Origin of the sequence: Janthinobacterium sp. FW305-129 (assembly GCF_020858115.1) — a bacterium.
Taxonomy (GTDB): domain Bacteria; phylum Pseudomonadota; class Gammaproteobacteria; order Burkholderiales; family Burkholderiaceae_D; genus Janthinobacterium.
Map to the genome: position 1 here is coordinate 130,218 of NZ_JACYMM010000006.1, position 26,360 is coordinate 156,577.

At 60.7% G+C, this 26,360-nt stretch carries 21 protein-coding genes; 15 read left to right on the forward strand and 6 right to left on the reverse strand.

Going from position 1 to position 26,360, the window contains the following annotated elements; genetic code table 11:
- Positions 1–7 precede the first annotated feature (7 nt).
- Positions 8–1,678 carry a ShlB/FhaC/HecB family hemolysin secretion/activation protein gene (locus IGS61_RS13715; protein ID WP_230540094.1) on the forward strand — a complete coding sequence of 557 codons (1,671 nt, stop codon included), beginning with the start codon at positions 8–10 and terminating at the stop codon, positions 1,676–1,678.
- A 432-nt stretch (positions 1,679–2,110) separates the two neighbouring features.
- On the opposite strand, the gene glmU is transcribed toward IGS61_RS13715, so the two are convergent.
- Entirely contained in the window at positions 2,111–3,487 is a 1,377-nt protein-coding gene (gene glmU / locus IGS61_RS13720) for a bifunctional UDP-N-acetylglucosamine diphosphorylase/glucosamine-1-phosphate N-acetyltransferase GlmU (protein WP_230540095.1), read from the reverse strand.
- 27 nt (positions 3,488–3,514) lie between these two features.
- Between glmU and IGS61_RS13725 the strand changes: the two genes are divergently transcribed.
- From IGS61_RS13725 to IGS61_RS13745, 5 genes are all read left to right on the forward strand, one after another.
- Entirely contained in the window at positions 3,515–4,420 is a 906-nt protein-coding gene (locus IGS61_RS13725; RefSeq protein WP_230540096.1) for a DUF6279 family lipoprotein, read from the forward strand.
- Between the two features lie 70 nt (positions 4,421–4,490).
- A complete protein-coding gene (gene rsmD, locus IGS61_RS13730; protein ID WP_230540097.1) occupies positions 4,491–5,150 on the forward strand; it encodes a 16S rRNA (guanine(966)-N(2))-methyltransferase RsmD in 660 nt (219 codons plus the stop codon).
- A gap of 112 nt (positions 5,151–5,262) precedes the next feature.
- A complete protein-coding gene (gene coaD, locus IGS61_RS13735; protein ID WP_034752633.1) occupies positions 5,263–5,760 on the forward strand; it encodes a pantetheine-phosphate adenylyltransferase in 498 nt (165 codons plus the stop codon).
- A gap of 14 nt (positions 5,761–5,774) precedes the next feature.
- A complete protein-coding gene (locus tag IGS61_RS13740; protein ID WP_035823425.1) occupies positions 5,775–6,038 on the forward strand; it encodes a YfhL family 4Fe-4S dicluster ferredoxin in 264 nt (87 codons plus the stop codon).
- Between the two features lie 119 nt (positions 6,039–6,157).
- Positions 6,158–6,754, forward strand: a complete 597-nt coding sequence (locus tag IGS61_RS13745; RefSeq protein WP_230540098.1) for a chalcone isomerase family protein — start codon at positions 6,158–6,160, stop codon at positions 6,752–6,754.
- A 66-nt stretch (positions 6,755–6,820) separates the two neighbouring features.
- Here IGS61_RS13745 and IGS61_RS13750 read toward each other — a convergent pair whose 3' ends face one another.
- Positions 6,821–7,126, reverse strand: coding sequence for a hypothetical protein (locus IGS61_RS13750; RefSeq protein ID WP_070218913.1), 306 nt, complete (start codon positions 7,124–7,126; stop codon positions 6,821–6,823).
- A gap of 197 nt (positions 7,127–7,323) precedes the next feature.
- Here IGS61_RS13750 and IGS61_RS13755 point away from each other — a divergent pair, with 197 nt between their 5' ends.
- On the forward strand, positions 7,324–8,304 hold the full coding sequence (locus tag IGS61_RS13755; RefSeq protein ID WP_034752642.1) for a LysR family transcriptional regulator: 981 nt from the start codon (positions 7,324–7,326) through the stop codon (positions 8,302–8,304).
- Between the two features lie 56 nt (positions 8,305–8,360).
- On the opposite strand, the gene IGS61_RS13760 is transcribed toward IGS61_RS13755, so the two are convergent.
- On the reverse strand, positions 8,361–9,920 hold the full coding sequence (locus IGS61_RS13760) for a methyl-accepting chemotaxis protein (protein WP_230540099.1): 1,560 nt from the start codon (positions 9,918–9,920) through the stop codon (positions 8,361–8,363).
- A gap of 205 nt (positions 9,921–10,125) precedes the next feature.
- Positions 10,126–10,581, reverse strand: a complete 456-nt coding sequence (locus tag IGS61_RS13765) for an Lrp/AsnC ligand binding domain-containing protein (protein ID WP_010393827.1) — start codon at positions 10,579–10,581, stop codon at positions 10,126–10,128.
- A 207-nt stretch (positions 10,582–10,788) separates the two neighbouring features.
- On the opposite strand from IGS61_RS13765, the gene putA reads away from it, so the two are divergent.
- Positions 10,789–14,442 (forward strand): trifunctional transcriptional regulator/proline dehydrogenase/L-glutamate gamma-semialdehyde dehydrogenase, encoded by a 3,654-nt coding sequence (putA, locus tag IGS61_RS13770; RefSeq protein WP_230540100.1) that lies wholly within the window; start codon positions 10,789–10,791, stop codon positions 14,440–14,442.
- A gap of 75 nt (positions 14,443–14,517) precedes the next feature.
- Here the strand turns inward: putA and IGS61_RS13775 are convergent, their stop codons facing one another.
- Positions 14,518–15,294, reverse strand: a complete 777-nt coding sequence (locus IGS61_RS13775) for a 5'-methylthioadenosine/adenosylhomocysteine nucleosidase (RefSeq protein ID WP_230540101.1) — start codon at positions 15,292–15,294, stop codon at positions 14,518–14,520.
- A 1,469-nt stretch (positions 15,295–16,763) separates the two neighbouring features.
- Here IGS61_RS13775 and IGS61_RS13780 point away from each other — a divergent pair.
- From IGS61_RS13780 to IGS61_RS13810, 7 genes are all read left to right on the forward strand, one after another.
- On the forward strand, positions 16,764–18,389 hold the full coding sequence (locus IGS61_RS13780; protein WP_230540102.1) for a GMC family oxidoreductase: 1,626 nt from the start codon (positions 16,764–16,766) through the stop codon (positions 18,387–18,389).
- A 133-nt stretch (positions 18,390–18,522) separates the two neighbouring features.
- Positions 18,523–19,293, forward strand: coding sequence for an ABC transporter ATP-binding protein (locus IGS61_RS13785; protein WP_035823437.1), 771 nt, complete (start codon positions 18,523–18,525; stop codon positions 19,291–19,293).
- The gene (locus IGS61_RS13790; protein WP_230540103.1) at positions 19,293–20,021 is read left to right on the forward strand and encodes an ABC transporter ATP-binding protein; all 729 of its coding nucleotides are present in this window, start codon (positions 19,293–19,295) and stop codon (positions 20,019–20,021) included. Before IGS61_RS13785 ends, IGS61_RS13790 begins: the two co-directional genes overlap by 1 nt.
- 70 nt (positions 20,022–20,091) lie before the next feature.
- Positions 20,092–21,300 carry an ABC transporter substrate-binding protein gene (locus IGS61_RS13795; RefSeq protein ID WP_230540104.1) on the forward strand — a complete coding sequence of 403 codons (1,209 nt, stop codon included), beginning with the start codon at positions 20,092–20,094 and terminating at the stop codon, positions 21,298–21,300.
- Between the two features lie 159 nt (positions 21,301–21,459).
- Positions 21,460–22,344 carry a branched-chain amino acid ABC transporter permease gene (locus tag IGS61_RS13800; RefSeq protein WP_230540105.1) on the forward strand — a complete coding sequence of 295 codons (885 nt, stop codon included), beginning with the start codon at positions 21,460–21,462 and terminating at the stop codon, positions 22,342–22,344.
- Between the two features lie 31 nt (positions 22,345–22,375).
- A complete protein-coding gene (locus IGS61_RS13805) occupies positions 22,376–23,356 on the forward strand; it encodes a branched-chain amino acid ABC transporter permease (protein WP_230540106.1) in 981 nt (326 codons plus the stop codon).
- Positions 23,357–23,438: 82 nt separating this feature from the next.
- Positions 23,439–25,499, forward strand: a complete 2,061-nt coding sequence (locus tag IGS61_RS13810; RefSeq protein WP_442908070.1) for a 3-hydroxybutyrate oligomer hydrolase family protein — start codon at positions 23,439–23,441, stop codon at positions 25,497–25,499.
- Between the two features lie 46 nt (positions 25,500–25,545).
- Here IGS61_RS13810 and IGS61_RS13815 read toward each other — a convergent pair whose 3' ends face one another.
- Positions 25,546–26,337, reverse strand: coding sequence for an EAL domain-containing protein (locus IGS61_RS13815; protein WP_230540108.1), 792 nt, complete (start codon positions 26,335–26,337; stop codon positions 25,546–25,548).
- Positions 26,338–26,360 lie beyond the last annotated feature (23 nt).

Below are 26,360 nucleotides of genomic sequence, written 5' to 3' on the forward strand. Positions count from 1 at the left end.
ACACCTGATGCAACAACCGTTGCTGTCCCTGCTGCTGCTGGCCTTTGCGCCATGCGCCGCCGCCCAAACCACCCCGGTGGTGCCCGACGCGGGCACCATCCTGCGCCAGTTGCAGCCGGCCACGCCCGCCAATGCGCCCGCCAGTGCGCCGGCGCTGCGCATCGAACAGAAAGAGGGCGCGCCGCTGCCCGCCAGCGCGCCATTTCTCGTCACGCACATCGACATCGCCGGCAACGGCGCGTTCGATGCGGCCACCTTGCAAGCGCTGGTGGCCGATGCCCGCGGCACCACGCTGACCTTGGAGCAGCTGGGCGAACTGGCCGCCCGCATCACCAGCTACTACCGCGTCAACGGCTATCCGCTGGCGCGCGCCATCGTGCCCGCCCAGACCATCCGCCAGGGCACCGTGCGCATCGAAGTACTCGAGGCGCGCTATGGCCAGGTCGGCATCGACAACCGCAGCGATGTCAGCGACGCCTTGCTGAACGCCACGCTGGCGCCCTTGCAAACGGGCCAGACCATCGGCCAGGCGGAACTCGACCGCAGCTTGCTGTTGCTGTCCGACATCCCGAATGTCGCCATCACGGCCACGCTCAAGCCCGGCGCCGAGGTCGGCAGCTCCGACCTGCTGGTCGATGCCTGGTCCGGTCCTGGCGTGGCCGGCAATGCTTTCCTCGACAACAATGGCAACCGTTACACGGGCCGCGCCCGCCTTGGTGCCACCGTGTACCTGTACAACCCGCTGCACCAGGGCGACGTGGCCAGCGCCAGCGTGCTCAGCTCGGGCAAGGGCATGTCGTATGCGCGTCTCGGCTATGATTTGCTGCTGAACGGCGCCGGCACGCGCGCCGGGGTGGCCATGTCCGCCTTGCGCTACCGCCTGGAAGGCGCCATGCGCCCGCTGGAAGCGCATGGCACGGCCCAGGTCGCCAGTGGCTGGCTGCGCCATCCGCTGCTGCGCAGCCGCGATGCGAATATGTATCTGCAGCTGCAATATGACCAGGTGCACTTGCGCGACCGCATCGACACCAGTGCCATGCGCAGCGACCGCCGCCTGGATAACCTGGGCGCGACCCTCGGCGGCGACGTGCGCGATGCGACCCTGGCTGGCGCCATCACCAGTTGGAGCGTGGCCGCCACCGCTGGCAAGCTCGACATCAGCGACCCGCTGGCGCGCCTGAACGACGCCTACAGCGCGCGCAGCCATGGCACTTACGCAAAATGGAACGTCAACCTGTCGCGCCTGCAAAACCTGGACCAGCGCAATGCCGTGTACCTGGCCATCGCCGGGCAGTGGGCCGATAGCAACCTCGATTCGTCCGAAAAGATGAGCGTAGGCGGGCCCTACACGGTGCGCGCCTATGACGTGGGCGTCGCTGCTGGCGACCTCGGCTACTTCGGCAGCGCGGAATGGCGGCATGACCTCGATACCGGCAGCGCCGGGCAATGGCAAGCCGTGGCCTTCCTCGACAGCGCGCGCGTGACGGTCAACCAGCAGCGCTGGTCGGCAGGCCCGAACAGCGCGCGCCTGCACGGCGCCGGGCTGGGCGTGAACTGGGCGGACGGACAGCAGTGGAATGCCCGCGCGTATGTCGCCAAGCCCATCGGCGGCACGCCGGTCCTGCTGGCTTCGCGCAACTCCGCCCGCCTGTGGGTCGAGCTGAATCGCCGTTTCTGATGCGGCAGCAACAGCCGGAAGCCTGGCTTCCGGCTGTTGCTTGATCCAACGCAATACTTACCCACCAGCTTTCCACCGCCTATGCACGGCTTTTCCACAACCTTACCCACAGAGCAAGCTCAGGCCGATGACAGGCACGACTGCTTATCCCCACTTATGCAAAGGCTATGCAGTGCTTATCCGCAGGCTTACGCACAGACTTATCCACAATTAACGGGTAAACCGGCTTACACGACCGCAAAATGACGAAAATCGGAGGGGAGGGGGAGGACAGGCGCATGACAGGCGAAGCCACCCATCTTGCGCACAGCTTGTACGCAGGCTTGCCCACATGCTTATCCCATACTTGCTGATGGGCTTACCCACATAGTTATCCACAAATAAAAAAGGCAGGCCGCAAGGCCTGCCCGTGTGCCAGCGCCGACGCCAGCCTTACTTCTTGATCTTGACGGGACGCGTCCAGCCGTCGATGGTCACCTGCCGCGCGCGCGAGACCGTCAGCTTGCCGGCCGGCGCATCTTTCGACAAGGTCGTGCCGGCGCCCAGGGTGGCGCCCTTGCCGACCGTGACTGGGGCGATCAGCTGGCTGTCGCTGCCAATAAAAGCGTCGTCTTCAATCACCGTGCGGAACTTGTTCACGCCATCGTAGTTGCAGGTGATCGTGCCGGCGCCGATGTTGACCTTCGAACCGATGGTGGCGTCGCCGATGTAGGCCAGGTGGTTGGCCTTGCTGTGGGCGGCGATCTGGCTGTTTTTCACTTCGACGAAGTTACCCACATGCACGTCTTCCGCCAGGACCGTGCCCGGGCGCAGGCGCGCGTAGGGGCCGATGATGGAAGCGGCGCCGACGACGGCATCCTCGATATGGCAGAAGGGCTTGATGTGCGCGCCGGCGGCCACGGTGGCATTGATGATGACGTTGTTGGCGCCCACGCGCACGCCGTCGCCCAGTTCCACGCGGCCTTCAAACACGCAGCCGACGTCGATGGTGACGTCGCGGCCGCAAATGAGTTCGCCGCGCACGTCGATGCGGGCGGGATCGAGCAGGGTCACGCCCCGTTCCAGCAAGGCTTGCGCGATATTGTTCTGGTGGATGCGCTCCAGCTGGGCCAGCTGCACCTTGCTGTTGACGCCCGCCACTTCCCACACGGCAGCCGGGTGGGCCGAGGTGACGGCCACGCCATCGGCGACGGCCTGGGCAACGATATCGGTCAGATAATATTCCCCTTGGGCATTATTGTTCGACAGGGACGACAGCCATTGCTTCAGGGGCACGGTGGGCGCGACCATGATGCCGCTGTTGATTTCGCGGATGGCGCGCTCTTCTGGCGTGGCATCCTTTTCCTCGACGATGCGCACGATGGCGCCATGCTCGCGCACGATGCGGCCCAGGCCGAAGGGATCGTCCTGTTCCACGGTCAAAATAGCCAGCTTGTCCTTGCCGGCCGCCTGCACCAGCTGCTGCAGGGAAGCGGCGCTGGTCAGCGGCACGTCGCCGTACAGGATCAGGGTCGGTACGCTGTCATCGAGCAAAGCCACGGCTTGCTGCACCGCATGGCCGGTGCCAAGCTGCTGCGTTTGCTCGGCGGCGTCGACCGCCAGGCCTTGGCTGGTCTTGTAGCCGTCAAGCAACTTCAGCACCGCAGCGCCCCCATGCCCGTAAATCACGCATAATCGGGACGGCGCCAGACTGCGCGCCGTATCGATCACATGCGACAGCAGCGGCTTGCCAGCCAGCGGGTGCAGTACTTTTGGCAGCGCCGACTGCATGCGTTTCCCCATACCGGCGGCGAGAATGACAACGTTCATAGACCGTAATTTTTATAAGTTAAGAATATGAAAAAGTTTAACACGCAGGCCCCGTCTTCCACGCCCTTCCAGCGGTTTACTTATGCCGTGCTGGCCCTCATGCTGGTCGTCATGGCCGGCTGCAGCGGCTTGCGCCTGGCCTACAACAATGGCGATACCGTGCTGTACTGGTGGCTGAACGCGTATGTCGACCTGGACCGCGACCAGAAGGGCTGGGTACGCGAGGATATCGACAAGCTGTTCGACTGGCACCGCAAGACGCAGTTGAAGGATTACGTGGATATCCTGCGCACGGGCCAGAAACAGTTACAGGGCAATATCACGCAGGCGGACCTGATGGCCGACTACGGCGAAATCAAGCAGCGCACCCAGGCACTGCTGCTGAAGGCGGCGCCGGAGCTGGCCGACCTGGCCCGTTCGCTCAAGCCCGAGCAAATTGCGCAGATGGAAAAGAAGTTTAAATCGAACAATGATGATTATCGCAAGAAATACCTGAGCGGAGACCAGGAGAAACGCCAGAAACTGCGCTACAAGAAAGCCATGGAGCAATTCGAACTGTGGTTCGGCAGCTTCAGCAGCGAGCAGGAAGCCCTCATCCGCAAGGCGTCCGACGCGCGTCCGCTGAACAATGAGATCTGGCTCGACGAACGCATGCGGCGCCAGCAGAACGTTTTGAACCTGGTCAAGAAAGTCCATCAGGAAAAGCTCGGCAAGGACGCCAGCGTGACCCTGATCAACACCCTGATCAAGGACAGTTTCGAGCGCCTCGAACATTCCGAGCGCAAGGCCTTTTTTGATGCCTACGAAAGCAGCACGGCGCAGATGGTCTTGACGGTGATCAAGATCGCCACTCCGGCGCAAAAGGCCCACGCCGTCAAGCGCATGCAGGGCTGGATCGACGATTTCAATTCCCTGGCCACGCAAGCCAAATAGCCAGGCAGCGCCAGCAGGGGGGGAGGGGGCCATATGCTATAGTGGCCGCCACCGAATTGAAGAAATACCCATGCAAAAGAAAATTAAAAAACCCGCCAAAGTCCCCGTCCACCACGCGCCGCCACCGAACCAGGTGCGCATCATCGGCGGCCAGTGGAAACGCTCCGTGCTGCCTGTTTTGCAGGCACTGGGCTTGCGCCCGACGCCGGACCGCGTGCGCGAAACCGTCTTTAACTGGATCAATCACTTGCGCGACGGCGACTGGGCCAACGCCCAGGTGCTGGACCTGTTCGCCGGCAGCGGCGCGCTGGGCTTCGAAGCGGCCAGCCGTGGCGCGGCGTCCGTCACCATGGTCGATACGCACACGCCCGTGATCCGCCAGCTGGAAGAAAACAAAACAAAATTGCGCGCCGACAATGTGCAACTGCTGCGCGGCGACGCCCTGCTGACGGCGCAAGGGCTGGCAGCGCGCGGCCAGCGTTACGACCTGATCTTCCTCGATCCGCCCTACCAGCAGGATTTCCTGGCGAAAGTATTGCCGCTGTGCGCCAACCTGCTCAAGGAAGGCGGCATGGTGTATGCGGAATCGGGCTTGCCGCTGGTCTTCGATGAAACCAGCGCACTGGAAAAGCCCGAGTGGATGGCGCCATGGGAAGTCATCCGCGCCGACAAGGCGGGCACCGTTTATTATCATTTGCTAACTTACAACAAAGTGCCGGCAACTGCCTGAATCTGCCTATAAATGAGGCAAAAAATCTCCCTGGCCCGAGGCGCGGCACCAAGGTGGTCACCAATTTCAGGCATAATGCGCGTCTATATTGGTGCATCATCAGGGAGCCGCAATGGTTGTAGCCGTTTATCCAGGAACATTCGATCCGCTCACGCGCGGTCATGAAGATTTGGTGCGCCGCGCATCGGGCCTGTTTGACAAGCTGATCGTCGGTGTGGCCGACAGCAAGAACAAGCAACCGTTTTTCTCGCTCGACGAACGCCTGGAAATCGCCAACGAAGTGCTCGGCCACTATCCGAACGTGCAAGTGGAAAGCTTTTCCGGCCTGCTCAAGGATTTCGTGCGCAAGCACGAGGCGCGCGTCATCGTGCGCGGCTTGCGCGCCGTTTCCGACTTCGAATACGAATTCCAGATGGCGGGCATGAACCGCTACCTGCTGCCCGATGTCGAAACCATGTTCCTGACGCCATCCGACCAGTACCAATTCATTTCGGGCACCATCGTGCGCGAAATCGCGGCGCTGGGCGGCGACGTCTCCAAGTTTGTCTTCCCCTCGGTGAACCGCTGGCTGCAAAACAAGATTGCCGCCAACGCTGCCTCATCGCAATAAGTAAGAGTGAAATCATGGCATTACTGATCACCGACGAATGCATCAATTGCGACATTTGCGAGCCCGAGTGCCCGAATGACGCGATCTACATGGGCGCGGAAATCTACGAAATCGATCCCAACAAGTGCACCGAATGCGTGGGCCACTTTGACGAGCCGCAATGCCAGCAAGTGTGCCCCGTCAGCTGCATCCCCTTCAATCCCGCCTGGCGCGAAAGCCCGGAGCAATTGATGGCCAAGTACGAACGCCTGCAGGCGGAACTTCCCGCCAAGACTTAAGCTTTTCTTCCGCGCCACTTCCGGGCCACGTCTGCGTGGCGCCAGCTTCTGCCAACTGTTCTACACTGTGTGCTTGTGCGGACTTATCCACAGCCCATGTTTCTCCACGGAGGCAGAAGATGCAAATAAGCACATCCCGTTTCGGCCGCTCCCTGGCTTGTGCCTGCCTGTGCGCCGCCCTGGCACAAGCGGCGCTGGCCGTCGAGGTGGGCGGCGTCAAGCTGGACGACACGGTGCAGCTGGCCAGCCGCGAGTTGAAACTCAACGGTGCCGGCGTGCGCTACAAGGTCATCTTCAAGGTCTACACGATCGCGCTGTACCTGCCGGAAAAGAAAACCCAGCTGGAAGATATCCTGGCGCTGCCCGGGCCGCGCCGTCTGGAAATCGTCATGCTGCGCAATATCACCTCCGACGAGCTGGGACAGGCGTTCATGCAGGGCTTGAAGCGCAGTTCCGACCAGGCCGACCGCACGCGCCTGCTGAGCCAAACGATGCAATTCGGCGCCATGTTCGCCATGGTGCCCGGCCTGAAGAAGGGCGACATTCTCACCGTGGACTGGCTGCCGGAAGAGGGCACCTTGTGCAAGCTGAACGGCAAACAGGTGGGCGACACGGTGCCGGACCTGGCTTTTTATAATGCACTGCTGAAAATCTGGATCGGCGCCCATCCGGCCGACACGCTATTGCGCGCGCATTTGCTGGGCGATATGGCGTAATCGGCTGGCGGCAGGCGTAAAAAAAGCCGGCGCAGGCCGGCTTGTCATTTTGCAACAGTTGCTCGCTCAGGCACGCGTCGACAGGGCGCGCAATTCGGCGGCATTGCTTGGCGACACGCCGTCCATCTTGCCCAGAGTGCGTTGCAAGGCTTGCGCTTCACGCATCTGCTGGCGCGCCAAACGCTCTTCGCGGCTCAGCTTGGGACGCACCACCAGCACCATGGCGCGGGCGATGCCCACCAGCAATGGCTTGAACAGCAGGGCAAACGCGCCCACGGCGACGATCACCAGCACGAGTTGCAGGGCGTTCAGCAGGGAAATCTCCAGCACGGGTGCGGATACTGCGTACAGGGCGGAGGCGAAGGTAGACATACTGTTCCAGTGCATTATAGAATTTGCCAGTACTATAGTGCAGTGCAACATATAAATCTAATTCCATTTCTTGATACCAATTATATGAATCGTGAATGGAAAACTGTAATATTTTTTTACGAGTGAAAATATTCGTGCCCGGCGCGGTTTACACTCTTAACTAAATATCTGAATTCAACTTTTATCTTGGGCTTTCCATGAGTTTTCTGACGCTGGATCTGAACTTGCTGCGTGTTTTCGACGCCGTCATGACGGAACAAAACCTGACGCGCGCAGCGGGCCACCTGGCGATGACGCAGCCGGCGGTATCGAACGCCATCAAACGCCTGCGCGAAAGCCTCGGTGACGAATTGCTGATCCGCACGGCATATGGCGTGAAACCCACGCCCCGCGCCGAAGCGCTGTGGCCGTCCGTGCGCTCGGCCCTGGCCAGCCTGGAAGCGGCCGTCACGCCGGAAACCTTCGACGTGTCGAAAACGCATGCCACCTTCCGCATGGCCATGGCCGATGCGACGGCCGCCTTCTGGCTGCCCTCCCTGATGCGCTCGATCGAACGGGAAGCGCCGGGCGTCAACGTGCGCATGATGCCGCTGACCACGCGCGAGCCACGTCCGATGCTGCTGCGCGGCGACATCGACCTGGCCGTGGGCTTCTTTCCCGGCGTGGCGGCGCAATTGTCGAGCGAAACGGGTTCGCCCATCCGCCACGAGCGCCTGTATTCCGGCAAATATGTATGCGTGATGCGGCGCGGCCATCCGCTGGCCGACAAGGAATTGACCCTTGATAACTATTGCGCGGCGAACCATTTATTGGTGAGCTTTTCCGGCCGCGCGCATGGCTTGATCGACGAAGCGCTGTCGCAGATCCACCGCGAGCGGCGCATCTTGCTGACGGTCAACCAGTTCTTCACGGCCGGCAGAGTCGTCGCCAATTCCGACCTGATCACCGTCTTGCCGCGCCATCTGATCGCCTCGACGGGCATGACGGAATCCCTGCTGTACAAGGATTTGCCCTTGACCTTGCCGGCCGTCCACCTGGACATGCTGTGGCACGAGCGCGACGCCCGCAGCCCCGCCCACAAGTGGCTGCGCAACCACCTGGAAAGCATGAACACGCCCACGTTACGGACGGCCACGGCGGCCGGCGGCGGCGTGGCGCCGAAACCGCATATTGAATAAATGATCTGCCAGCACCAGAAAAAAAACGCCTGATGAATCATCAGGCGTTTTTTTTTTCATGCATGGCTGCTGGAGCGATAACCAATTCTAAAACCGCCCCAGTGCTTGCCCTCGACGTGGATGGGCACGGATAAATCGTGCATGACTTCGCCCGTATCGCGTTTATAGGTTTGCAACAGGAAGGGCTTGGTGTTGCTGCCGCAGCGCTTGCCCGTACGGTCGCTGAAGATGCGCTTGGTGCGGTTATTCACCATATCGGTGGCGTAATCTCCCGTCAGCGGCTGGGAAAACTTCTTGTTGTGCGTTGGAAAATATCCATTGTTGTCGACGGCGCCCGCATACGCCAGGTGGGGCAATGCCGCCAGCACGCCTTCCTGCAGGTCCGGCAGCACCTTGTCCGTAAATGCATCGAACTTCGTGTTGTGCTTGGGCGGATTGGTATTCGGGATGGGCCGGTAGTGCCGGTCGAACAGGGCTTCGCGCGTGATGCGGCCCGACGCGATCGCTTGCTCGAACAATTTGCCCACCTCGCGCGCGGCGCGCTGGGCCGCCTCGCGGATCTCGTCGTGCGGCGTGGCCACGCTCGATTCGCCCAGGGCGCCGGCGATCGCTTCGGCCCGCTCGGCCAGGGCCATGGCCGACTGCGTGGCGCGCGGCAATTCGGCATTCGTCGACAGCATGCTGTCGCGGATTTGCAGGATGGCATCGGCGATCAGCTGCGTCGTATCGACGTGTTCGCGCGAGGCGCGGGCGATCTGCCCGATCTCGTCCTCGGACTCGCCCGATGACTGCTCGATATGGCTGAGTGAGGCATGCACGCTTTCCACATTGCGCGCCGCTTCCGTGACACCGGCCGCGAGCGAACTCATGCCGCGCGCGGCTTTTTCCGCCTGTTCATTGATTTCGCGCACCATCACGCTGATTTCATCGGAGGCTTCCTTGGTGCGCTGCGCCAATTGCCGCACTTCCCCGGCCACCACGGCAAAACCGCGCCCGTGTTCGCCGGCGCGCGCCGCTTCGATGGCGGCGTTCAGCGCCAGCAAATTGGTACGCGCGGAAATATCGGAAATGGCTTCCGTAAAGCCCGTGATGCGTTTGGATTTTTCCTGCAGGCTCAGCATGTTGCTGGACGCGCCTTGCGCTTCCTCGCGCGCGCTATTGATGCGGCGCAAGCCCTGGTCCACTTCGGCGCGCGCCGCCACGCTTTCCACGCGCACGCCGGCGGCCACCTTGGCGGCCCGTTCCGCATTGGCGGCGATCTTTTCCGTCATCGCGGCGTTCTGTCCGGAACTGTCGGCGATGTCGCTGGCCGTGCGCACGTCGAGTTCCACCTTCTGTTTGACGGAATCGACAAAATACGAGGTTTCCGCCGCGCCGATCATGATGGCATCGATGGCGTTGCCCACCGTGTCGGCAAACTGGTGCAAGCCCGGCTCGCCGCGCGGACGGCCGGCAAACGCCAGCAGCGCGGCGCCGATGGCGGCCGCCACGCAGGCAATCAGATACGGATGGTCGCCGCCCGACAGCAGCAGCAGATAGGCCAGGCAACAGGCGACGGCCATGGCCAGGATCGTGAATACAAAGAAACGCACCAGCTGATGCTGCAACTGCTTCATTTGTCCCCCGCTGCGCGAACCCGTCACGTCCCCGCCGAGGGGACGTGCTGTAACCGTATGCGGATGGGCACGATTGCCCACTGTGCACCCTGAAGTTACCGTCTGCGCGGCGTTTCAGGCGGCTACCGGATAGCAGAATTGTAGTTCTACCCTACAACATTTGTTCCGATAGCTCAATCAGAAAAGTGGGGCGGCTACACCGAGGTCACTTAATCGGCAATTTGGTGGTGTTTTTGACCTCTTCCATGACGGCATAAGTGTGGGTTTCCCGCACACCTTTCTGCAACAGCGTCTTGCCCAGGAATTCGCGGTAGGCAGCCATGTCCTTGACGCGCGCCTTGACCAGGTAATCGAAACCGCCAGCGACCATATGACATTCCAGTACCTCTGGAATGATTTGTACGCTATGCTTGAAGGCGTCGAACACTTCCGGTGTCGTGCGATCGAGCACCACTTCGATGAACACCAGCAGCGACACGTCGAGCAGCTGCGGGTTCAACTGGGCCGTATAGCCCATGATGTAACCGGATTCGTGCAACTTGCGCACGCGCTCCAGGCAGGCGGCCGGCGACAGGTTCACGCGCGCGGCCAGCTCCACATTGCTGATGCGTCCATCGCTCTGCAATTCCATCAAGATTTTCTTACTGATCTTGTCCAGCATTACCATCACCCCCAAATTAATATTATTTGGTTAAATTGTCGCATCAAAAACTATCTATTGCTAGTCCCCTGTATTACCAGAATTAATCCATAAGAATCCCCTTTACAATCGAATCATCTTAACGTCCGACTTTCTGTATTTTTTTGCACCAAAAAAGAGCAAGAATTACGTCAGTTTTCGTCCCCTTTTTCCTTGTAAAGAGCACTTATGCACCCTGCAGGCCCCTCGGCTTTTACCCCGATTCCTTTTGCTGCGTTCCAGGCAGAAATCCTGCCCGAAGCGACACCCCAACGCGCCGCCATCACTGCCGCCTATAGGCGCGACGAGGTTTCCGCCGTGCAGTGGCTGTTGCAACAGGTACGCCCCAGCAGCACCGAAACGACGGCCGAAGGACAAGCGCTGGCGCACCGCCTGGTGTCGAACGTGCGCCAAAAACGCACACGCGCGTCCGGCGTCGATGCACTGATGCACGAGTTCTCGCTATCGTCGGAAGAGGGTGTTGCATTGATGTGTCTGGCTGAAGCGCTGTTGCGTATACCCGACAGTCAAACGGCCGACCGTCTGATCGCCGACAAAATCAGCAAGGGCGACTGGAAGAAACACCTGGGTGAATCGCCGTCGCTGTTCGTCAACGCGGCCACCTGGGGTTTGCTGATTACGGGCAAACTGGTCAGTACCAGCAGCGAATCGGGCCTCGGTTCAGCGATGACCAAGCTCATCGCCAAAGGCGGCGAACCGCTGATCCGCAAGGGCGTCGACCTGGCCATGCGCATGCTGGGCAACCAGTTCGTGACGGGCCAGACCATCGAAGAAGCGCTGAAAAACAGCCGCGAGAATGAAACCCGCGGCTACCGCTACTCGTACGACATGCTGGGCGAGGCGGCCCTGACGCAAGCCGACGCGGCCAATTACTACGCCTCGTACGAAACGGCGATCCACGCCATCGGCAAGGCCTCGAACGGGCGCGGCATCCGCAACGGCCCCGGCATTTCCGTGAAACTGTCGGCCCTGCACGCGCGCTACAGCCGCGCCCAGCGCGCCCGCGTCATGGAAGAATTGTTGCCAAAGGTCAAAGCGCTGCTGTTGCTGGCAAAACAGTACAACATCGGCTTCAACATCGATGCGGAAGAAACGGACCGCCTGGAACTGTCGCTCGACCTGATGGAAGCGCTGGCTTTCGATGCGGACCTGGCCGGCTTCGACGGCATCGGCTACGTGGTGCAGGCGTATCAGAAGCGCTGCCCGTTTGCCATCGATTACCTGATCGACCTGGCGCGCCGCAGCGGCCGCAAGTTCATGGTGCGCCTGGTGAAGGGCGCGTATTGGGATGCGGAAGTCAAACGCGCGCAAGTCGATGGCCAGGAAGGCTATCCCGTCTACACGCGCAAGGTCTACACGGACGTGTCTTACCTCGTGTGTGCGCAAAAACTGCTGGCCGCGAGCAGCCTGATCTACCCGCAATTTGCCACGCACAACGCGCAAACCCTGTCGACCATCTACACCTGGGCGAAACGCGACGGCATCACCGACTACGAATTCCAGTGCCTGCACGGCATGGGCGAGACCCTGTACGACCAGGTCGTCGGCCCCGACAACCTCGACAAGCCGTGCCGTATCTACGCGCCCGTCGGCTCGCATGAAACCCTGCTGGCCTACCTGGTGCGCCGCCTGCTGGAAAACGGCGCCAACTCGTCGTTCGTCAACCAGATCGTCGACGAAAGCGTGGCCATCGATAGCCTGATCCGCGATCCCCTCGAGCAGGCACGCCTGCAGGGCGGCTTGCCGCACCCGTCGATTCCGTTGCCGCTGGACATGTTTGGCAGCGAGCGCAGGAACTCGGCCGGTCTGGACCTGTCGAATGAAGACACCTTGCGCACCCTGGCCACCGGCCTGGCCCAGCAGCAACAATGGCAGGCAGCGCCGCTGATCGATGGCGCCGTCAGCCTGAACGGCCCCACGCACATGCTGCACAACCCGGCCCAGCACGACGATGTCGTGGGCAAGGTCATGGAAGCCGGTCCGGCCGACGTGGAAACGGCGCTGGCCAGCGCCAGCGCGTATGCCATGGATTGGCAAACCACGGAACCATCGCTGCGCGCGCAAGCGTTGCAACGCGCGGCCGACCTGTTCGAAGAGCATCATATCGAGCTGATGGCCCTGGCCGTGCGCGAAGCGGGCAAGTCGCTGCCGAACGCCATTGCGGAAATCCGCGAAGCCGTCGACTTCCTGCGCTACTACGCGGCGCAGGTGGAACACGCGCCGAACACCCTGGCGCTCGGTCCCGTCACCTGCATCAGCCCATGGAATTTCCCGCTGGCCATCTTTACGGGCCAACTGGCCGCCGCCCTGGCCGCCGGCAACGTGGTGCTGGCCAAGCCGGCCGAGCAAACGCCGCTGATCGCCCACCGCGCCGTGCAATTGCTGCACGCGGCGGGCGTGCCGCGCGGCGCGCTGCAATTCTTGCCCGGCAGCGGAGAAGTCGTCGGCGCCGGCCTGTGCAATGACGCGCGCGTCAAAGGCGTGATTTTCACGGGTTCGACGGAAGTGGCGCAATTGATCAACCGCAACCTGGCCGCGCGCGCCGTGGCCGAAGGCATCGACCTTCCCCTGATCGCCGAAACGGGCGGCCAGAATGCCCTGATCGTCGATTCGTCCGCCTTGCCGGAGCAAGTGGTGCAGGACGTGATGTCGTCCGCTTTCGACAGCGCCGGCCAGCGCTGCTCGGCCTTGCGCGTGCTGTTCCTGCAAGCGGAAATCGCCGACAAGACTATCCACATGCTGAAAGGCGCCATGCAGGAATTGCGCGTTGGCAATCCTGACCGCCTGGCCACCGATATCGGTCCCGTCATCGATGCGGAAGCGCAAAGTAACTTGCTGGCCCACATCAACAAGATGAAAACCATGGCCATCGACCATTATTCGCTCGATTTGCCGACCGTCAAAGGCACGTTCGTCGCCCCGACCGTGCTGGAAATCAAGTCGCTGGCGCAATTGACGCAGGAAGTCTTCGGCCCCGTGCTGCACGTGATCCGCTACAAGCGGGCCGAACTGCCGCAACTGGTGCAATCGATCAACGACAGCGGTTACGGCTTGACCCTGGGCATCCATACGCGCATCGATGAAACCATCGATTTCATCACCCAGCGCGCGCACGTGGGCAATATTTATGTCAACCGCAACATCGTCGGCGCCGTCGTCGGCGTGCAGCCGTTCGGCGGCGAAGGCAAATCGGGCACCGGTCCGAAGGCGGGCGGGCCCCTGTATCTGAAACGCCTGCAGCGCAATGCGCCGGCCAGCGCGCAGCACCAGCGCCAGGCGCCGCCCGCGCTCGATGCGCTGACCGTGTGGGCCAAGATGCATGGCCACGACAAGGTCGAGCAACTGGCGCAGGAATACGCGCGCACCACCTTGCTGGGCAGCACCACCGTCTTGCCAGGCCCGACGGGCGAGCGCAACACCCTGAGCTTTGCCGCACGGGGCACGATTCTGTGCGCGGCAGCCACCTCCGGCACCTTGATGAACCAGCTGGCAGCCGTACTGGCGACGGGCAACCAGGCTCTGGTGTTGGCGCAAGCGCCGGAGTTGATCCCGGCCGACTTGCCGGCGGCGCTGAAAGACCGCATCCAGATCGTCAGCAGCCTGGAGTCGGTCAAGCAGGATTTCCAGATCGCCATGATCGAGCCGAGTCTCGATGGCCAGCTCAAACCGCTGCTGGCGGCGCGGGAAGGGGCCCTGGTGGGCACCATCGCCACCACGCAGGACGGTGCCATCCCCCTGTGGCGCCTCGTCGCTGAGCGGGCGCTGTGCGTGAATACGACGGCGGCGGGTGGTAACGCCAGTTTAATGATGTTAAGTGTCTAAATTTTAATCAGGTAGTTAACAAGGAAGGGCAGAACCAGTGGTTCTGCCCTTTTTTTATGCACGCTAGCTGAAAAATCAGCCGGCCAGGCGCTGGCACAATTGCTGGATCACCGTCAACGCATACGGCGAGGCGACGGATTGCACGAAACGCATGAAGTCGACGGCGGCCTCCTCATTCGCGTTGTCGGAAATGGTGCGCATGACCGTAAACGGTACACCGAGTTCAAAACACACTTGCGCCACGGCGGCGCCTTCCATTTCGACGGCCAGCAAGTCCGGGATATCCGCTTTCAGCTGCTTGATATGCGCGGCGCTGCTGATGAACTGGTCGCCGCTGGCGATCAGGCCGCGGTGCACCTGCGCGTGCTGCAAGCCGAATTCCACGATATCGGCCGCCTTGAGCACGCTGGAAACATCGTCGCGCAGGAAATCTTCCGCGGCGCCAGCCAGTTGCGTGCTCAGTTCCAGATCCGTGGCGAAGCGCTGCAAGCCCGTCAGCGGCACTTCGAAGCGGGGAAACAGAGGGCGGGCGTCCATATCGTGTTGCAGCAACGATTCCGCCACGACGATATCGCCGACTTTCACGTGTTTATCCCCGCTGCCGGCCACGCCGGTGAAGACGATGTGGGTAACTCCGTACTTTTCCACAAGGATAGAAGCTGTCATGGCAGCGGCAACCTTGCCCAGACGCGACAGGACGCACACAGCGTCGATATTCCACAGGGTTCCCAGGGTGTAGTCGCGCATGCCGTGCGAACGCCTCTGGGGGCCTTGCATGGCTTCTACCAGCCCCTGCTGTTCTTCGTGCAAGGCACTGATGATGCCTAAACGCATTTTTTTGTGTGAATTCATGCTGTTTTTACAGGTTTTTTGCATTGCAAAACGGTTTACAGGGTGAAAACAGCCGTTCAGGCGACTTTTCCACCGTGTGCGTTTGTCTCTGTGTTTTAAATAAAGATGTATACATAAAAATAGTAGTGATAGTAAACGGCCATTTTTTTGTGGATAAGTCGGTATACCGTCTAAAAATCATCGACTTAGCGCACAAAAAAGTAGGCGCACAAGCATTGTATCTACGGAGGACTTGTTTGGGATAAAAATTGGCTTGTGGACAAAGATCGACTTTTCCCACATCTCATCCTGTGGATATGCAGGCACTTATCCACATCACCAAGCAAAAATCGCGTTTTTTCTTGCTGCAGTGACATGTTTGACGGGATTTGCGTGTATGGATCCCTGTCTGGCAATGCATGTTGAGCGATCACGAACGCTGTTCTTTCGCGAACATTGGCGTCCAGGTGATTCCTGGTAGACGGTTTGGCAGTGGGTCGGGCTGTCGCCGTTGGCTTTTTTTTTTTGATGCTTTTTGCATGCTTTTTGGAAATATCCTCGGACTTCCGCTTTTTTTGTCGGTTTACAATAGATCTATATATAAAAATAGTAGTAATAGTAAACGCGTTTTTTTCTGTGGATAAGTCACTTTTTTTCAACAGGATCAACCGTTTACGTGCAAAATAAAGCGTGAATAATCGCTGTATCACGCGAGGAGCAAAATTGTATAAAATGCGGACCTGCGCATAACTTCGTGTTTACTCACAAGTCATCCTGTGGATATCAAGTGACTTATCCACAATCGCTTCAAATACCCCCTCTTTTCGACACTGAATGGCTTGCTGGCACTGTGCCTGCTCAAGCCGGTTGACGTTTCTATTTTGCAAAACGGTTTGGCAGTGCTGTGCGCGTGATGCCGGCCGCGCCGGTTTTCGTTGCTCAGTTGTTGGCTGGATTTTTTTTTGTCAGCCAAAGCAGTTCGGCGGTTTTTTTTGAAGACAGGCTTGCGAACCTTCCCGAAGGCGAAGGGCAGGCAAAGCGCGCGTTGTCGGGTTTACCTTAACAAGTTCGTATACAAGAATAGTAATAGTAGTTAACGGCGGCATCTTCTGTGGATAAGTCCCGATTTATCCTTGTAAACAATCGCTTGGCGTGCGGATAAGCGCTGAGTAAGCGTTGTATCTGCCCGGGATGGTTTTGGGATAAAAAAAAGTCATCCAAAAAAAATTTCGTTTACTCACATATCGTACCTGTGGATATCCATACGGTTATCCACAGCTCGGAGCCCCTGTTTTGCCCGGTTTTTTGGGCTTGCCTTGACGTTTTTTCCTATCGCTTGCCACGATTAATGTCGCCCTGGCCCGGCACTGGTGGTAATCTCAATACGGCTCAGCAGCCATGCATGCACGAAGAAAGACAGACTCTGGTAGCGGAACGGGGCGGGGAGACACGCCGCGCGACAGCTTGATGGCATACCGAAAGGAGCTTCATTGGAATCGGCAGGCGAATACGACTACATCATCGTGGGCGGCGGCACGGCAGGTTGCGTGCTGGCCAACCGGCTTACGAGCGACAAGGATGCCAGTGTTTTGCTCGTGGAAGCGGGCGGCAAGGACGATTATGTGTGGATCCACATCCCCGTCGGCTATCTGCATTGCATCGGCAATCCCCGCACGGACTGGCTGTATTCCACGCAGGCGGACGCGGGCCTGGGCGGACGCAGCCTGATGTATCCGCGCGGCAAAGTGCTGGGCGGCAGCTCGTCCATCAACGGCATGATCTATATGCGCGGCCAGGCCGGCGATTACGATCACTGGGCCGACCTGACGGATGACGCTTCCTGGCGCTGGGACAAAGTCTTGCCGCTATTTAAACAAAGCGAGGATTATTACGGCGGCGCCTCGGAAAACCATGGCGCGGGCGGCGAATGGCGCGTGGAAAAACAGCGGCTGTCGTGGGATATTTTGAATGCTTTCCGCGATGCGGCGCAGCAGGTCGGCATCCCGAAAACCAGCGATTTCAATGGCGGAGATAATAGCGGCAGCGCGTATTTCGACGTCAACCAGCGCCGCGGCATCCGCTGGAATACCTCGAAAGCGTTTTTGAAACCGGCATCGCGGCGCCCGAATCTGACCATCATGACGGGTTGCCACGTGGAACGCTTATTACTGGAAACGACGGAAACGGGGCCGCGCTGCACGGGCATCGTGTTGACGGGCGGCGGCACGCAGTGGCAGGCGACGGCTCGGCGTGAAACTTTATTGACGGCGGGCGCCATCGGTTCACCCCAATTGCTGCAATTGTCCGGCATCGGCCCGGCCGCCTTGCTGCGCGAACACGGTATCACGCCCGTGCTGGACTCGGCAGGCGTGGGCGGCAATTTGCAGGACCACCTGCAGCTGCGCATGGTCTTTAAAGTCCAGGGCGTCAAGACCTTGAACGTGATGGCCAGCAATATCGTGGGAAAAATGCAGATCGGCTTGCAATATGCGCTATTCCAGAGCGGGCCCATGTCGATGGCGCCGTCTCAGCTGGGGGCGTTTGCCAAGTCCGACCCGCAGCAAGCCACGCCAAACCTGCAATATCACGTGCAGCCCTTGTCCTTGGACAAATTCGGCGAGCCCTTGCACGCGTTTCCCGCGTTTACGGCCAGCGTCTGCAATCTGCGCCCCACGTCGCGCGGCCATGTGCAGATCGCGTCGGCCGACAGTTATGCGGCGCCGAAGATCGTGCCCAATTACCTGAGTACCGAACAGGACCGCGCCGTGGCGGCCGACGCCTTGCGCCTGACGCGGGCCATCGCCGCCGCGCCGGCCCTGAAAAAATTTGCGCCGCAGGAATACAAGCCTGGCGTGCAATTCCAGAGCCAGGAAGAGCTGGCGCAGGCGGCCAGCCAGATCGGCACCACCATCTTTCACCCCGTGGGCACCTGCCGCATGGGCCTGGCCAGCGATGCGTCGAGCGTGGTCGACAGCCAGCTGCGCGTGATCGGCGTGGCTGGTTTGCGCGTCGTCGATGCGTCGATCATGCCGTACATTACTTCTGGTAATACGAACTCGCCCACCGTGATGATCGCGGAAAAAGCGGCGCAAATGATACACGCGGCCTGGAAATAGCCGGGCAAGCGTGCGAGTTTGCGCCATTCGGACTGGCGAAAAATCCCCGTAGTTATACTGTATTGTGCGTTAAATTTAAGTTGTGTATTATAAAAATGACTAAGTAGTACAAAAAGTACAACTAGGAGACACGATGTCAAACGTAATCTTGGAAACAAGAAATTTGACCAAGGAATTCAAGGGTTTCACCGCCGTGAGCGAAGTGAACCTGAAGGTAGAGCGGGGCCATATCCACGCCTTGATCGGTCCTAACGGCGCCGGCAAGACCACGTGTTTCAACTTGCTCACCAAATTCCTGGTCCCCACATCCGGACAGATCCTGTTCAATGGGAAAGATATCACGGCCGCCAAACCGGCCCAGATCGCGCGCATGGGCGTGATCCGTTCCTTCCAGATTTCCGCCGTCTTCCCGCATCTCTCCGTGCTGCAGAATGTGCGCATCGGCTTGCAGCGCCAGCTCGGCACCTCGTTCCACTTCTGGCAAAGCGAACGCGCCTTGAACCAGCTCAATGACCGCGCCATGGCCTTGCTGGCCGAGGTCGACCTGACGGAGTTTGCCGACACCATCACGGTCGACATGCCCTACGGACGCAAGCGGGCGCTGGAAATTGCCACTACCCTGGCGATGGAACCGGAAATGATGCTGCTCGACGAACCGACGCAAGGCATGGGCCACGAAGACGTGCACCGCGTGACGGAACTGATCAAGAAAGTGTCGGCTGGCCGCACGATTTTGATGGTGGAACACAATATGAGCGTGGTTTCCGGCATCTGCGACAAGATTTCCGTCCTGCAGCGCGGCGCCATGCTGGCCGAGGGCAGTTACGCGGAAGTGTCGCGCAATCCGCAAGTGATGGAAGCGTACATGGGCACCACCCACGCCGAACTGGAAGGGGCGCATTGATGGCGACACAAGTGAATGGCGGCGCACCCGCGCTGGAAATTACGCAACTGCACACCTGGTATGGCGAATCGCACATCCTGCACGACGTGAACCTGAAAGTGGAGCAGGGCGAGGTGGTGACTTTGCTGGGCCGTAACGGCGCCGGCCGCACGACCACCTTGCGCGCCATCATGGGGCTGACGGGCGCGCGCACGGGTTCCATCAAAGTCAACGGCGCCGAAGCGATAGGTTTGGCCACGCACAAAATCGCCCACCTGGGCATCGGGTATTGTCCTGAAGAGCGCGGTATTTTCTCGTCGCTGTCGACCGAGGAAAATCTGCTGCTGCCGCCGACCCTGGCCAGCGGCGAGAAGGGCATGTCGGTGGAGGAAATCTACGCCATGTTCCCGAACTTGCAGGAACGCCGCCACAGCCAGGGCACGCGATTGTCGGGCGGGGAGCAGCAGATGCTGGCCGTGGCGCGCATCCTGCGCACGGGCGCGCGACTGCTGCTGCTCGATGAAATTTCCGAAGGCCTGGCGCCCGTCATCGTGCAGGGCCTGGCGCGCATGATCACCACCTTGAAAGCGAAGGGATACACCATCGTCATGGTGGAGCAGAATTTCCGGTTTGCCGCGCCGCTGGCGGACCGGTTTTATGTGATGGAGCACGGTCAGATCGTCGAGACCTTCGCTGCATCCGAACTGGAAGCCAAGATGCCGGTATTGACCGAGCTGCTTGGCGTGTAATGCCCATGTAGTTCCGTATCGTCGTCGAGCAATCGTTTAAATAGCAAACAATAATCCCAACGGAGACACTATGAAACGTAACGCTATCGCCATTGCCACCGCCACTCTTTGCGCACTGGGCTTTTCCGCTGCCGCGCATGCCCAGGTATCGGGCGACACCATCAAGATCGGTTTTATTTCCGACATGTCGGGCGTGTATTCCGACGTCGACGGCCTCGGTGGCGCGGAAGCCATCAAGATGGCGATCGCCGATGCCGGCGTGGTACTGGCCGGCAAGAAGGTGGAATTCATTTCCGCCGACCATCAAAACAAGGCCGACATCGCCGCCTCGAAGGCGCGCGAATGGTTCGACCAGCAGGGCGTCGACATGCTGATCGGCGGCACCAATTCCGGCGCCAGCCTGGCCATGGCCAAGGTCGCGGCGGAAAAGAAGAAAATTTTTATTGCCATCGGCGCCGGCTCCTCGCGCCTGACGAATGAAGAGTGCACGCCGTACACCGTGCATTACGCCTACGACACGGTGGCACTGGCGCGCGGCACGGGCGGCACCATCGTCAAGCAGGGCGGCAAGAACTGGTATTTCATGACGGCCGACTATGCATTTGGCCACTCGCTGGAAAAGGACACGGCCGAAGTCGTCAAGGCGGCCGGCGGCAAGGTGCTGGGCAGCGTCAAGCATCCGCTGGGCGCCTCGGATTTCTCGTCCTTCCTGCTGCAGGCGCAAGCGGCCAAGCCGCAAATCCTGGGCCTGGCCAATGCCGGTGGCGACGCCATCAACAGCATCAAGGCGGCCAACGAGTTCGGCCTGACGAAGTCGATGAAACTGGCCGGCTTGTTGATCTTCATCAACGACATCCATTCGCTGGGCTTGAACCTGACGCAGGGCATGTACCTGACCGATGGCTGGTACTGGGACTTGAATGCGGACACGCGCGCCTGGTCGAAACGCTATTTCGCCAAGATGAAGAAGGAACCGTCGATGCTGCAGGCAGCCGATTACTCGGCCGCAGCGAACTACCTGAAAGCCGTCAAGGCGATCGGCACGGATGACACCGAGAAAGTCATGGCGTACCTGAAGAAGACCAAGATCAACGACATGTTCACCCAGAATGGCGAAGTGCGTCCCGATGGCCGCATGGTGCACGACATGTATCTGATGGAAGTCAAAAAACCGTCCGAATCGAAATATCCATGGGATTACTACAAGGTGGTCGCCACCGTGCCCGGTGCGCAAGCGTATGTGACCAAGGCTGAATCGAAGTGTTCGTTGTGGAAGTAATGCTGTAGCCACACCCGCGAAACGCCCGCTTGTGCGCGGGCGGTTCGTCCTGCACGCTTCGCCCGCAGGGTTCACCTTGCGCCGCCGCACTTGTTTGCGGTGGCGCGTTTCCCTTGATACCACACCGCTATCCGGCGGTGCTTTTTATACTGTGATGCCATGGAAATTTTCGGCGTTCCAATACAAGCGATGATGAGCCAGTTGCTGCTGGGTCTTGTCAACGGCTCGTTCTATGCCATGTTGTCCCTCGGTCTGGCCGTCATCTTCGGCTTGCTCAACGTTATTAATTTCTCGCACGGCGCCATGTACATGATGGGCGCCTTCCTGGCCTGGATGGGCCTCAGCTATTTCGACATCAGTTACTGGGCCATGCTGGTCATTGCCCCGATCCTCGTCGGCCTGGTCGGCATCCTGATCGAAAAGACCATGCTGCGCTGGCTGTATAAACTCGACCACCTGTATGGCTTGCTGCTGACCTTTGGCATTACCCTGATCATGGAAGGCGTGTTTCGCTCCTTTTATGGCGTCTCGGGCCAGCCGTATGCCGTGCCCGAAGCGCTGGCCGGCGCGACGGACCTGGGTTTCATGATCTTGCCGAACTACCGCGCCTGGGTGGTCATCGCTTCGCTCTCCGTCTGCCTGGCCACCTGGTTCGTCATCGAAAAAACCAAATTAGGGGCCTACCTGCGGGCCGGCACGGAAAACCCGAAACTGGTGGAAGCGTTCGGCATCAACGTGCCGCTGATGGTGACCTTGACCTTCGGCTTCGGCGTGGCGCTGGCCGGTTTTGCCGGCGTGCTGGCCGCCCCGATCATCCAGGTCTCGCCACTGATGGGCTCGAACCTGATCATCGTCGTGTTTGCCGTGGTGGTGATCGGCGGCATGGGTTCCATCATGGGCTCCATCCTGACGGGCCTGGGCCTGGGCGTGATCGAGGGCCTGACCCGCGTGTTCTACCCGGAAGGCTCGGCCACCGTGGTGTTCGTGGTGATGGTCATCGTGCTGCTGCTGCGTCCCGCCGGCCTGTTCGGCAAAGAAAAGTAATCCTCATCAGTCATGTATTGGAGCTACCACGATGAATAAGAATGTAGGCTACGCCATTGCCCTGCTGCTGGCACTGGCGGCCCCGTTTTACGGCTATCCCGTCTTCCTGATGAAGTTGCTGTGCTTTGCCCTGTTTGCCTGTGCTTTTAATTTGCTGATCGGCTACACCGGTTTGCTGTCGTTCGGCCATGCGGCCTTCTTCGGCGGCGCCGGCTATGTCACCGGCTACGCGCTGCGCACCTGGGGCTGGCCGACGGAACTGGGCTTGCTGGCCGGCGTCGCCACGGGCGCCTTGCTGGGTCTGGTGATCGGCGGGCTGGCGATCCGCCGCCAGGGCATCTACTTTACGATGATCACGCTGGCGCTGGCGCAGATGGTGTACTTCCTGGCCTTGCGTTTGCCGTTCACGGGCGGCGAGGATGGCTTGCAGGGTGTTCCACGTGGAACCTTGCTGGGCACGATAGACCTGGGCAATGACACGGTGTTGTACTACGTCGTGCTGGCCATTTTTGTCGCCGGCTTCGCCCTGATCGTGCGCACCATCCATTCGCCGTTCGGCCAGGTGCTCAAGGCGATCAAGGAAAACGAACCGCGCGCCATCTCGCTGGGCTACGACGTCAACAAGTACAAGCTGATGGCCATCGTCCTGTCGGCTTCGCTCGCCGCCCTGGCCGGCGCCACCAAGACCCTGGTGCTGGGCTTTGAGACCTTGACCGACGTGTACTGGGGCATGTCGGGCCTGGTCGTGCTGATGACCCTGGTGGGCGGCATGGGTACCTTGTCCGGCCCCATCCTCGGCGCCGTGCTGATCATCGCGCTGGAAAACAAGCTGGGCGATGTCGGCACCTACCTGGCCACGCACACGGGCATCGAGTGGTTCGGCACCCTGGGCGAATCGGTGGGCATGGTCACGGGCGTGATCTTCGTCATCTGCGTGCTGCTGTTCCGGCGCGGCATCGTCGGCGAAGCCATCGCGCGCTTCGGCGGCAGGGCGGCCAAAGCAGCTGTCTGATTTTCAAGCAACGCCGGACGGATCGTCCGGCGTTTTTCATTGTGCGTCCACTGTTACTTCAACGGAGAGAACCACCATGCAAATGACGATCACGCGCGCGGGCACCGGCATGAGCCTGTGCACCCTGCTGGCATTGGCAGGCTGCGGCAGCAACCATGCGCCGGAAGAACTGAACCAGATGCCCGGCTACCTGGGGACGATTGCGCGCGCCGACTACGACGGCAAGACGAACGATTTGCTGACGGCCGGCCTGGGCAAGACGGGGCTGGCGGGCGCCACGCCCTTGTATGCGAATGCCGAACAGCCGACGCCGGTCGAACTGCGCCGCAATGCGATTTACGCCAACTACCGCGCCGTGCTCGACATCGCCGCCAACAGCGGCTATGGCACCCTGTACGGACCGAACGTGGATGCCGCCGGCAACGTGGGCAGTGGCGAGGGCCTGGTCGCGGGCAGCGAATACATCGCCTATGCCGACGATGGCACGGGCAAGAAGAATGTCACCTTGATGGTGCAGGTGCCGGCCAGCTTCGACCCGGACCGCGCCTGCATCGTCACGGGCACGTCGAGCGGTTCGCGCGGCATCTACGGCGCCATCGGCAGCTCGGGCGAATGGGGTCTGAAGAAGGGCTGCGCCGTGGCGTATGCCGACAAGGGTTCCGGCACGGGCCTGTATGTGTTCGAGGACGACAGCGTGAACCTGCAGAATGGCGTGCGCGCGGGAAGAGTCGCCGCGGGCAAGAACGCGCTCTTCGCGCCGGACTTGAGCGATGCCGACCGGCTGGCCTGGGCTGGCGCCTACCCGAACCGCGTCGCCTTCAAGCATGCGCACTCGCAGCAGAATCCCGAGAAGGATTGGGGAAAAGTGACACTGCAGGCGGTCGAGATGGCGTATTACGTGTTGAACGAGCGCTACGGCGTGCTGGCCCGCGATGGCAGTTCGCGCATCGTACGGCTGACGCCGAAGAACACCATCACGATCGCCTCGAGCATTTCCAACGGCGCCGGCTCGGCTCTGCTGGCGGCGGAACAGGATAGCAAGGGCTTGATCAGCGGCGTGGCGGCCAGCGAGCCGCAGGTACAACCGCAGCCGTCCACGGCCTACAGCGTGCGCCAGGGCGGGGCGCTCGTCGCCAATCCCGGCCGTGCGCTGTTCGACTACGCCACCTATGCCGCCCTGTATCAGCCGTGCATCGCTTCCACGGCCGGCAATGCGGGACGCTGCACGGCGCTGGTAGCCAAGGGCTTATTGAACGGCGCCGACCTGGCGGCGCAGCAGGCGGATGCGAAGCAGCGCTTGCGCGCGTATGGCTGGCTGGTTGACTCCGACCCGCTGCAGGCGTCGCACGCGGGCACGAACATCCTCGTGGCCGTCACGTACGCGTATGCCTACGGAAAATTCTCTGTGACGGATAAAGTGTGCGGTTTCACGTTTGCACAGACGGATGGCAGCGGCAATCCGATCCCGTTCACCTCGGCGCAAAAGGCGGCCAGCTTTGCCGCGCAAAACGGCATCCCCGGTAATGTCGTGTACGAGAACAGCGTGGGCGGTGCCAAAGTCTACACGGCCGGCGTGTCGCCATCGAGCAGCCTGGCGGACCAGTCGCTCGATGGCTTCCTGTGCCTGCGCAGCCTGGCGACGGGGCGCGACGCCGTCAGCGGCGCCAACTTGCAGGGCACCCTGGCGGGGCAGAGCGTGCGCGTGCGGGCGGGCATGGCTGAGGTGCAGGCAACTGGCAAGCTCAATGGCAAGCCGGCCCTCATCGTGCACGGCCGCAGCGATACCTTGATTCCCGTCAACCACGCTGCGCGCGCCTACCTGGGCCTGAACGCCGCCGTGGAAGGGGGCAATAGCAAGTTGCGTTATATCGAGGTGACCAACGCCAACCACTTCGATTCCTTCAGCAGCGCCTTGCCGACCCTGATCGTACCGCTGCACGTGTACCTGAACCGGGCACTCGACGCCATGTATGCGCACTTGAACGCCAAGCAAGCCTTGCCGCCATCGCAGGTGGTGCGCACGGTGACGCGCGCCGATGCGTCGACCCTGATCACGAATGTCAACGTGCCGGCGATTGCGGCAACGCCGGCGCCCGGCAATGCCATCAGCGTGACGGGGACTGTCGTCGATATTCCCAACTAGGCAGTATCATTTGTGGAACCTGCGGCCACGTTTCACGTGGCCGTTTTTATTCCCAGGCCATATCGGCGATATGGCCCAATCCCTGGAAGATGGGCTTGGAAAACCAGTAGCCCTGCATCAGTGAAATGCCGCAGCCGGCCAGGAAGTCGCGCTCGGCGCGTGTCTCGATGCCCTCGGCCAGCACGCGGATGCCGAGCTCGCGGCACAGGCCAGCGATGGCGCGCACGATCGCCTGGCGCGGCGCCAGCGTATCGATGCCGCGCACCAGGTCCATGTCGATCTTGATGATGTCGGGCTGGTATTCGGCCAGCAGGTTCAAGCCCGCATGGCCGGCGCCGAAATCATCGATGGCCGTCTGAAAACCGAAGCGCCGGTAGGCGCGGAAGATCTCGACCAGGTGGGGACGGTCCTGCACCCGTTCGCCTTCCGTCACTTCAAAGATGATTTTATCGGTAGGGAAGCGATGCAGTTTTGCCGCTTCCAGGGTGCTGCGGATGCACACTTCCGGGCGGTAGACGGCGTTGGGCAGGAAGTTGATTGACAGGAAGCCTTGCATGCCGAGGCGCGCTGCGCCGGCCACGGCCTTGACGCGGCACGCCTGGTCGAAGCGGTAGCGGTTGGCGTCGTTGACTTGCGCCAGCACGCTGGCCGCGCTTTCGCCGTTCGGGCCACGCACCAGTGCCTCGTGCGCATAGATGCTGCGCGTGTCCAGGTCGACGATGGGCTGATAGGCATACTCGAAGGCAAACGGCAGCGGCGCGCTGTCATGGCAGCCGGCACAGGCACCGTAGGGAAAGTGGGTGCTGTCGGGATGAATGGGGATGTCGGGAGGCGTCATGGCTTCAGTGTAGCAGGGCGGGT

What these genes read in the sequence shown, in the direction of transcription:
- IGS61_RS13800 (WP_230540105.1), top strand. Translation starts at nt 21,460, where the DNA reads ATGGAAATTTTCGGCGTTCCAATACAAGCGATGATGAGCCAGTTGCTG.
- IGS61_RS13815 (WP_230540108.1), bottom strand. Translation starts at nt 26,337, where the DNA reads ATGACGCCTCCCGACATCCCCATTCATCCCGACAGCACCCACTTTCCC.
- IGS61_RS13790 (WP_230540103.1), top strand. Translation starts at nt 19,293, where the DNA reads ATGGCGACACAAGTGAATGGCGGCGCACCCGCGCTGGAAATTACGCAA.
- IGS61_RS13750 (WP_070218913.1), bottom strand. Translation starts at nt 7,126, where the DNA reads ATGTCTACCTTCGCCTCCGCCCTGTACGCAGTATCCGCACCCGTGCTG.
- IGS61_RS13715 (WP_230540094.1), top strand. Translation starts at nt 8, where the DNA reads ATGCAACAACCGTTGCTGTCCCTGCTGCTGCTGGCCTTTGCGCCATGC.
- IGS61_RS13740 (WP_035823425.1), top strand. Translation starts at nt 5,775, where the DNA reads ATGGCATTACTGATCACCGACGAATGCATCAATTGCGACATTTGCGAG.
- IGS61_RS13760 (WP_230540099.1), bottom strand. Translation starts at nt 9,920, where the DNA reads ATGAAGCAGTTGCAGCATCAGCTGGTGCGTTTCTTTGTATTCACGATC.
- IGS61_RS13725 (WP_230540096.1), top strand. Translation starts at nt 3,515, where the DNA reads ATGAAAAAGTTTAACACGCAGGCCCCGTCTTCCACGCCCTTCCAGCGG.
- IGS61_RS13745 (WP_230540098.1), top strand. Translation starts at nt 6,158, where the DNA reads ATGCAAATAAGCACATCCCGTTTCGGCCGCTCCCTGGCTTGTGCCTGC.
- IGS61_RS13775 (WP_230540101.1), bottom strand. Translation starts at nt 15,294, where the DNA reads ATGAATTCACACAAAAAAATGCGTTTAGGCATCATCAGTGCCTTGCAC.
- putA (WP_230540100.1), top strand. Translation starts at nt 10,789, where the DNA reads ATGCACCCTGCAGGCCCCTCGGCTTTTACCCCGATTCCTTTTGCTGCG.
- IGS61_RS13795 (WP_230540104.1), top strand. Translation starts at nt 20,092, where the DNA reads ATGAAACGTAACGCTATCGCCATTGCCACCGCCACTCTTTGCGCACTG.
- rsmD (WP_230540097.1), top strand. Translation starts at nt 4,491, where the DNA reads ATGCAAAAGAAAATTAAAAAACCCGCCAAAGTCCCCGTCCACCACGCG.
- glmU (WP_230540095.1), bottom strand. Translation starts at nt 3,487, where the DNA reads ATGAACGTTGTCATTCTCGCCGCCGGTATGGGGAAACGCATGCAGTCG.
- coaD (WP_034752633.1), top strand. Translation starts at nt 5,263, where the DNA reads ATGGTTGTAGCCGTTTATCCAGGAACATTCGATCCGCTCACGCGCGGT.
- IGS61_RS13755 (WP_034752642.1), top strand. Translation starts at nt 7,324, where the DNA reads ATGAGTTTTCTGACGCTGGATCTGAACTTGCTGCGTGTTTTCGACGCC.
- IGS61_RS13805 (WP_230540106.1), top strand. Translation starts at nt 22,376, where the DNA reads ATGAATAAGAATGTAGGCTACGCCATTGCCCTGCTGCTGGCACTGGCG.
- IGS61_RS13785 (WP_035823437.1), top strand. Translation starts at nt 18,523, where the DNA reads ATGTCAAACGTAATCTTGGAAACAAGAAATTTGACCAAGGAATTCAAG.
- IGS61_RS13765 (WP_010393827.1), bottom strand. Translation starts at nt 10,581, where the DNA reads ATGCTGGACAAGATCAGTAAGAAAATCTTGATGGAATTGCAGAGCGAT.
- IGS61_RS13810 (WP_442908070.1), top strand. Translation starts at nt 23,439, where the DNA reads ATGACGATCACGCGCGCGGGCACCGGCATGAGCCTGTGCACCCTGCTG.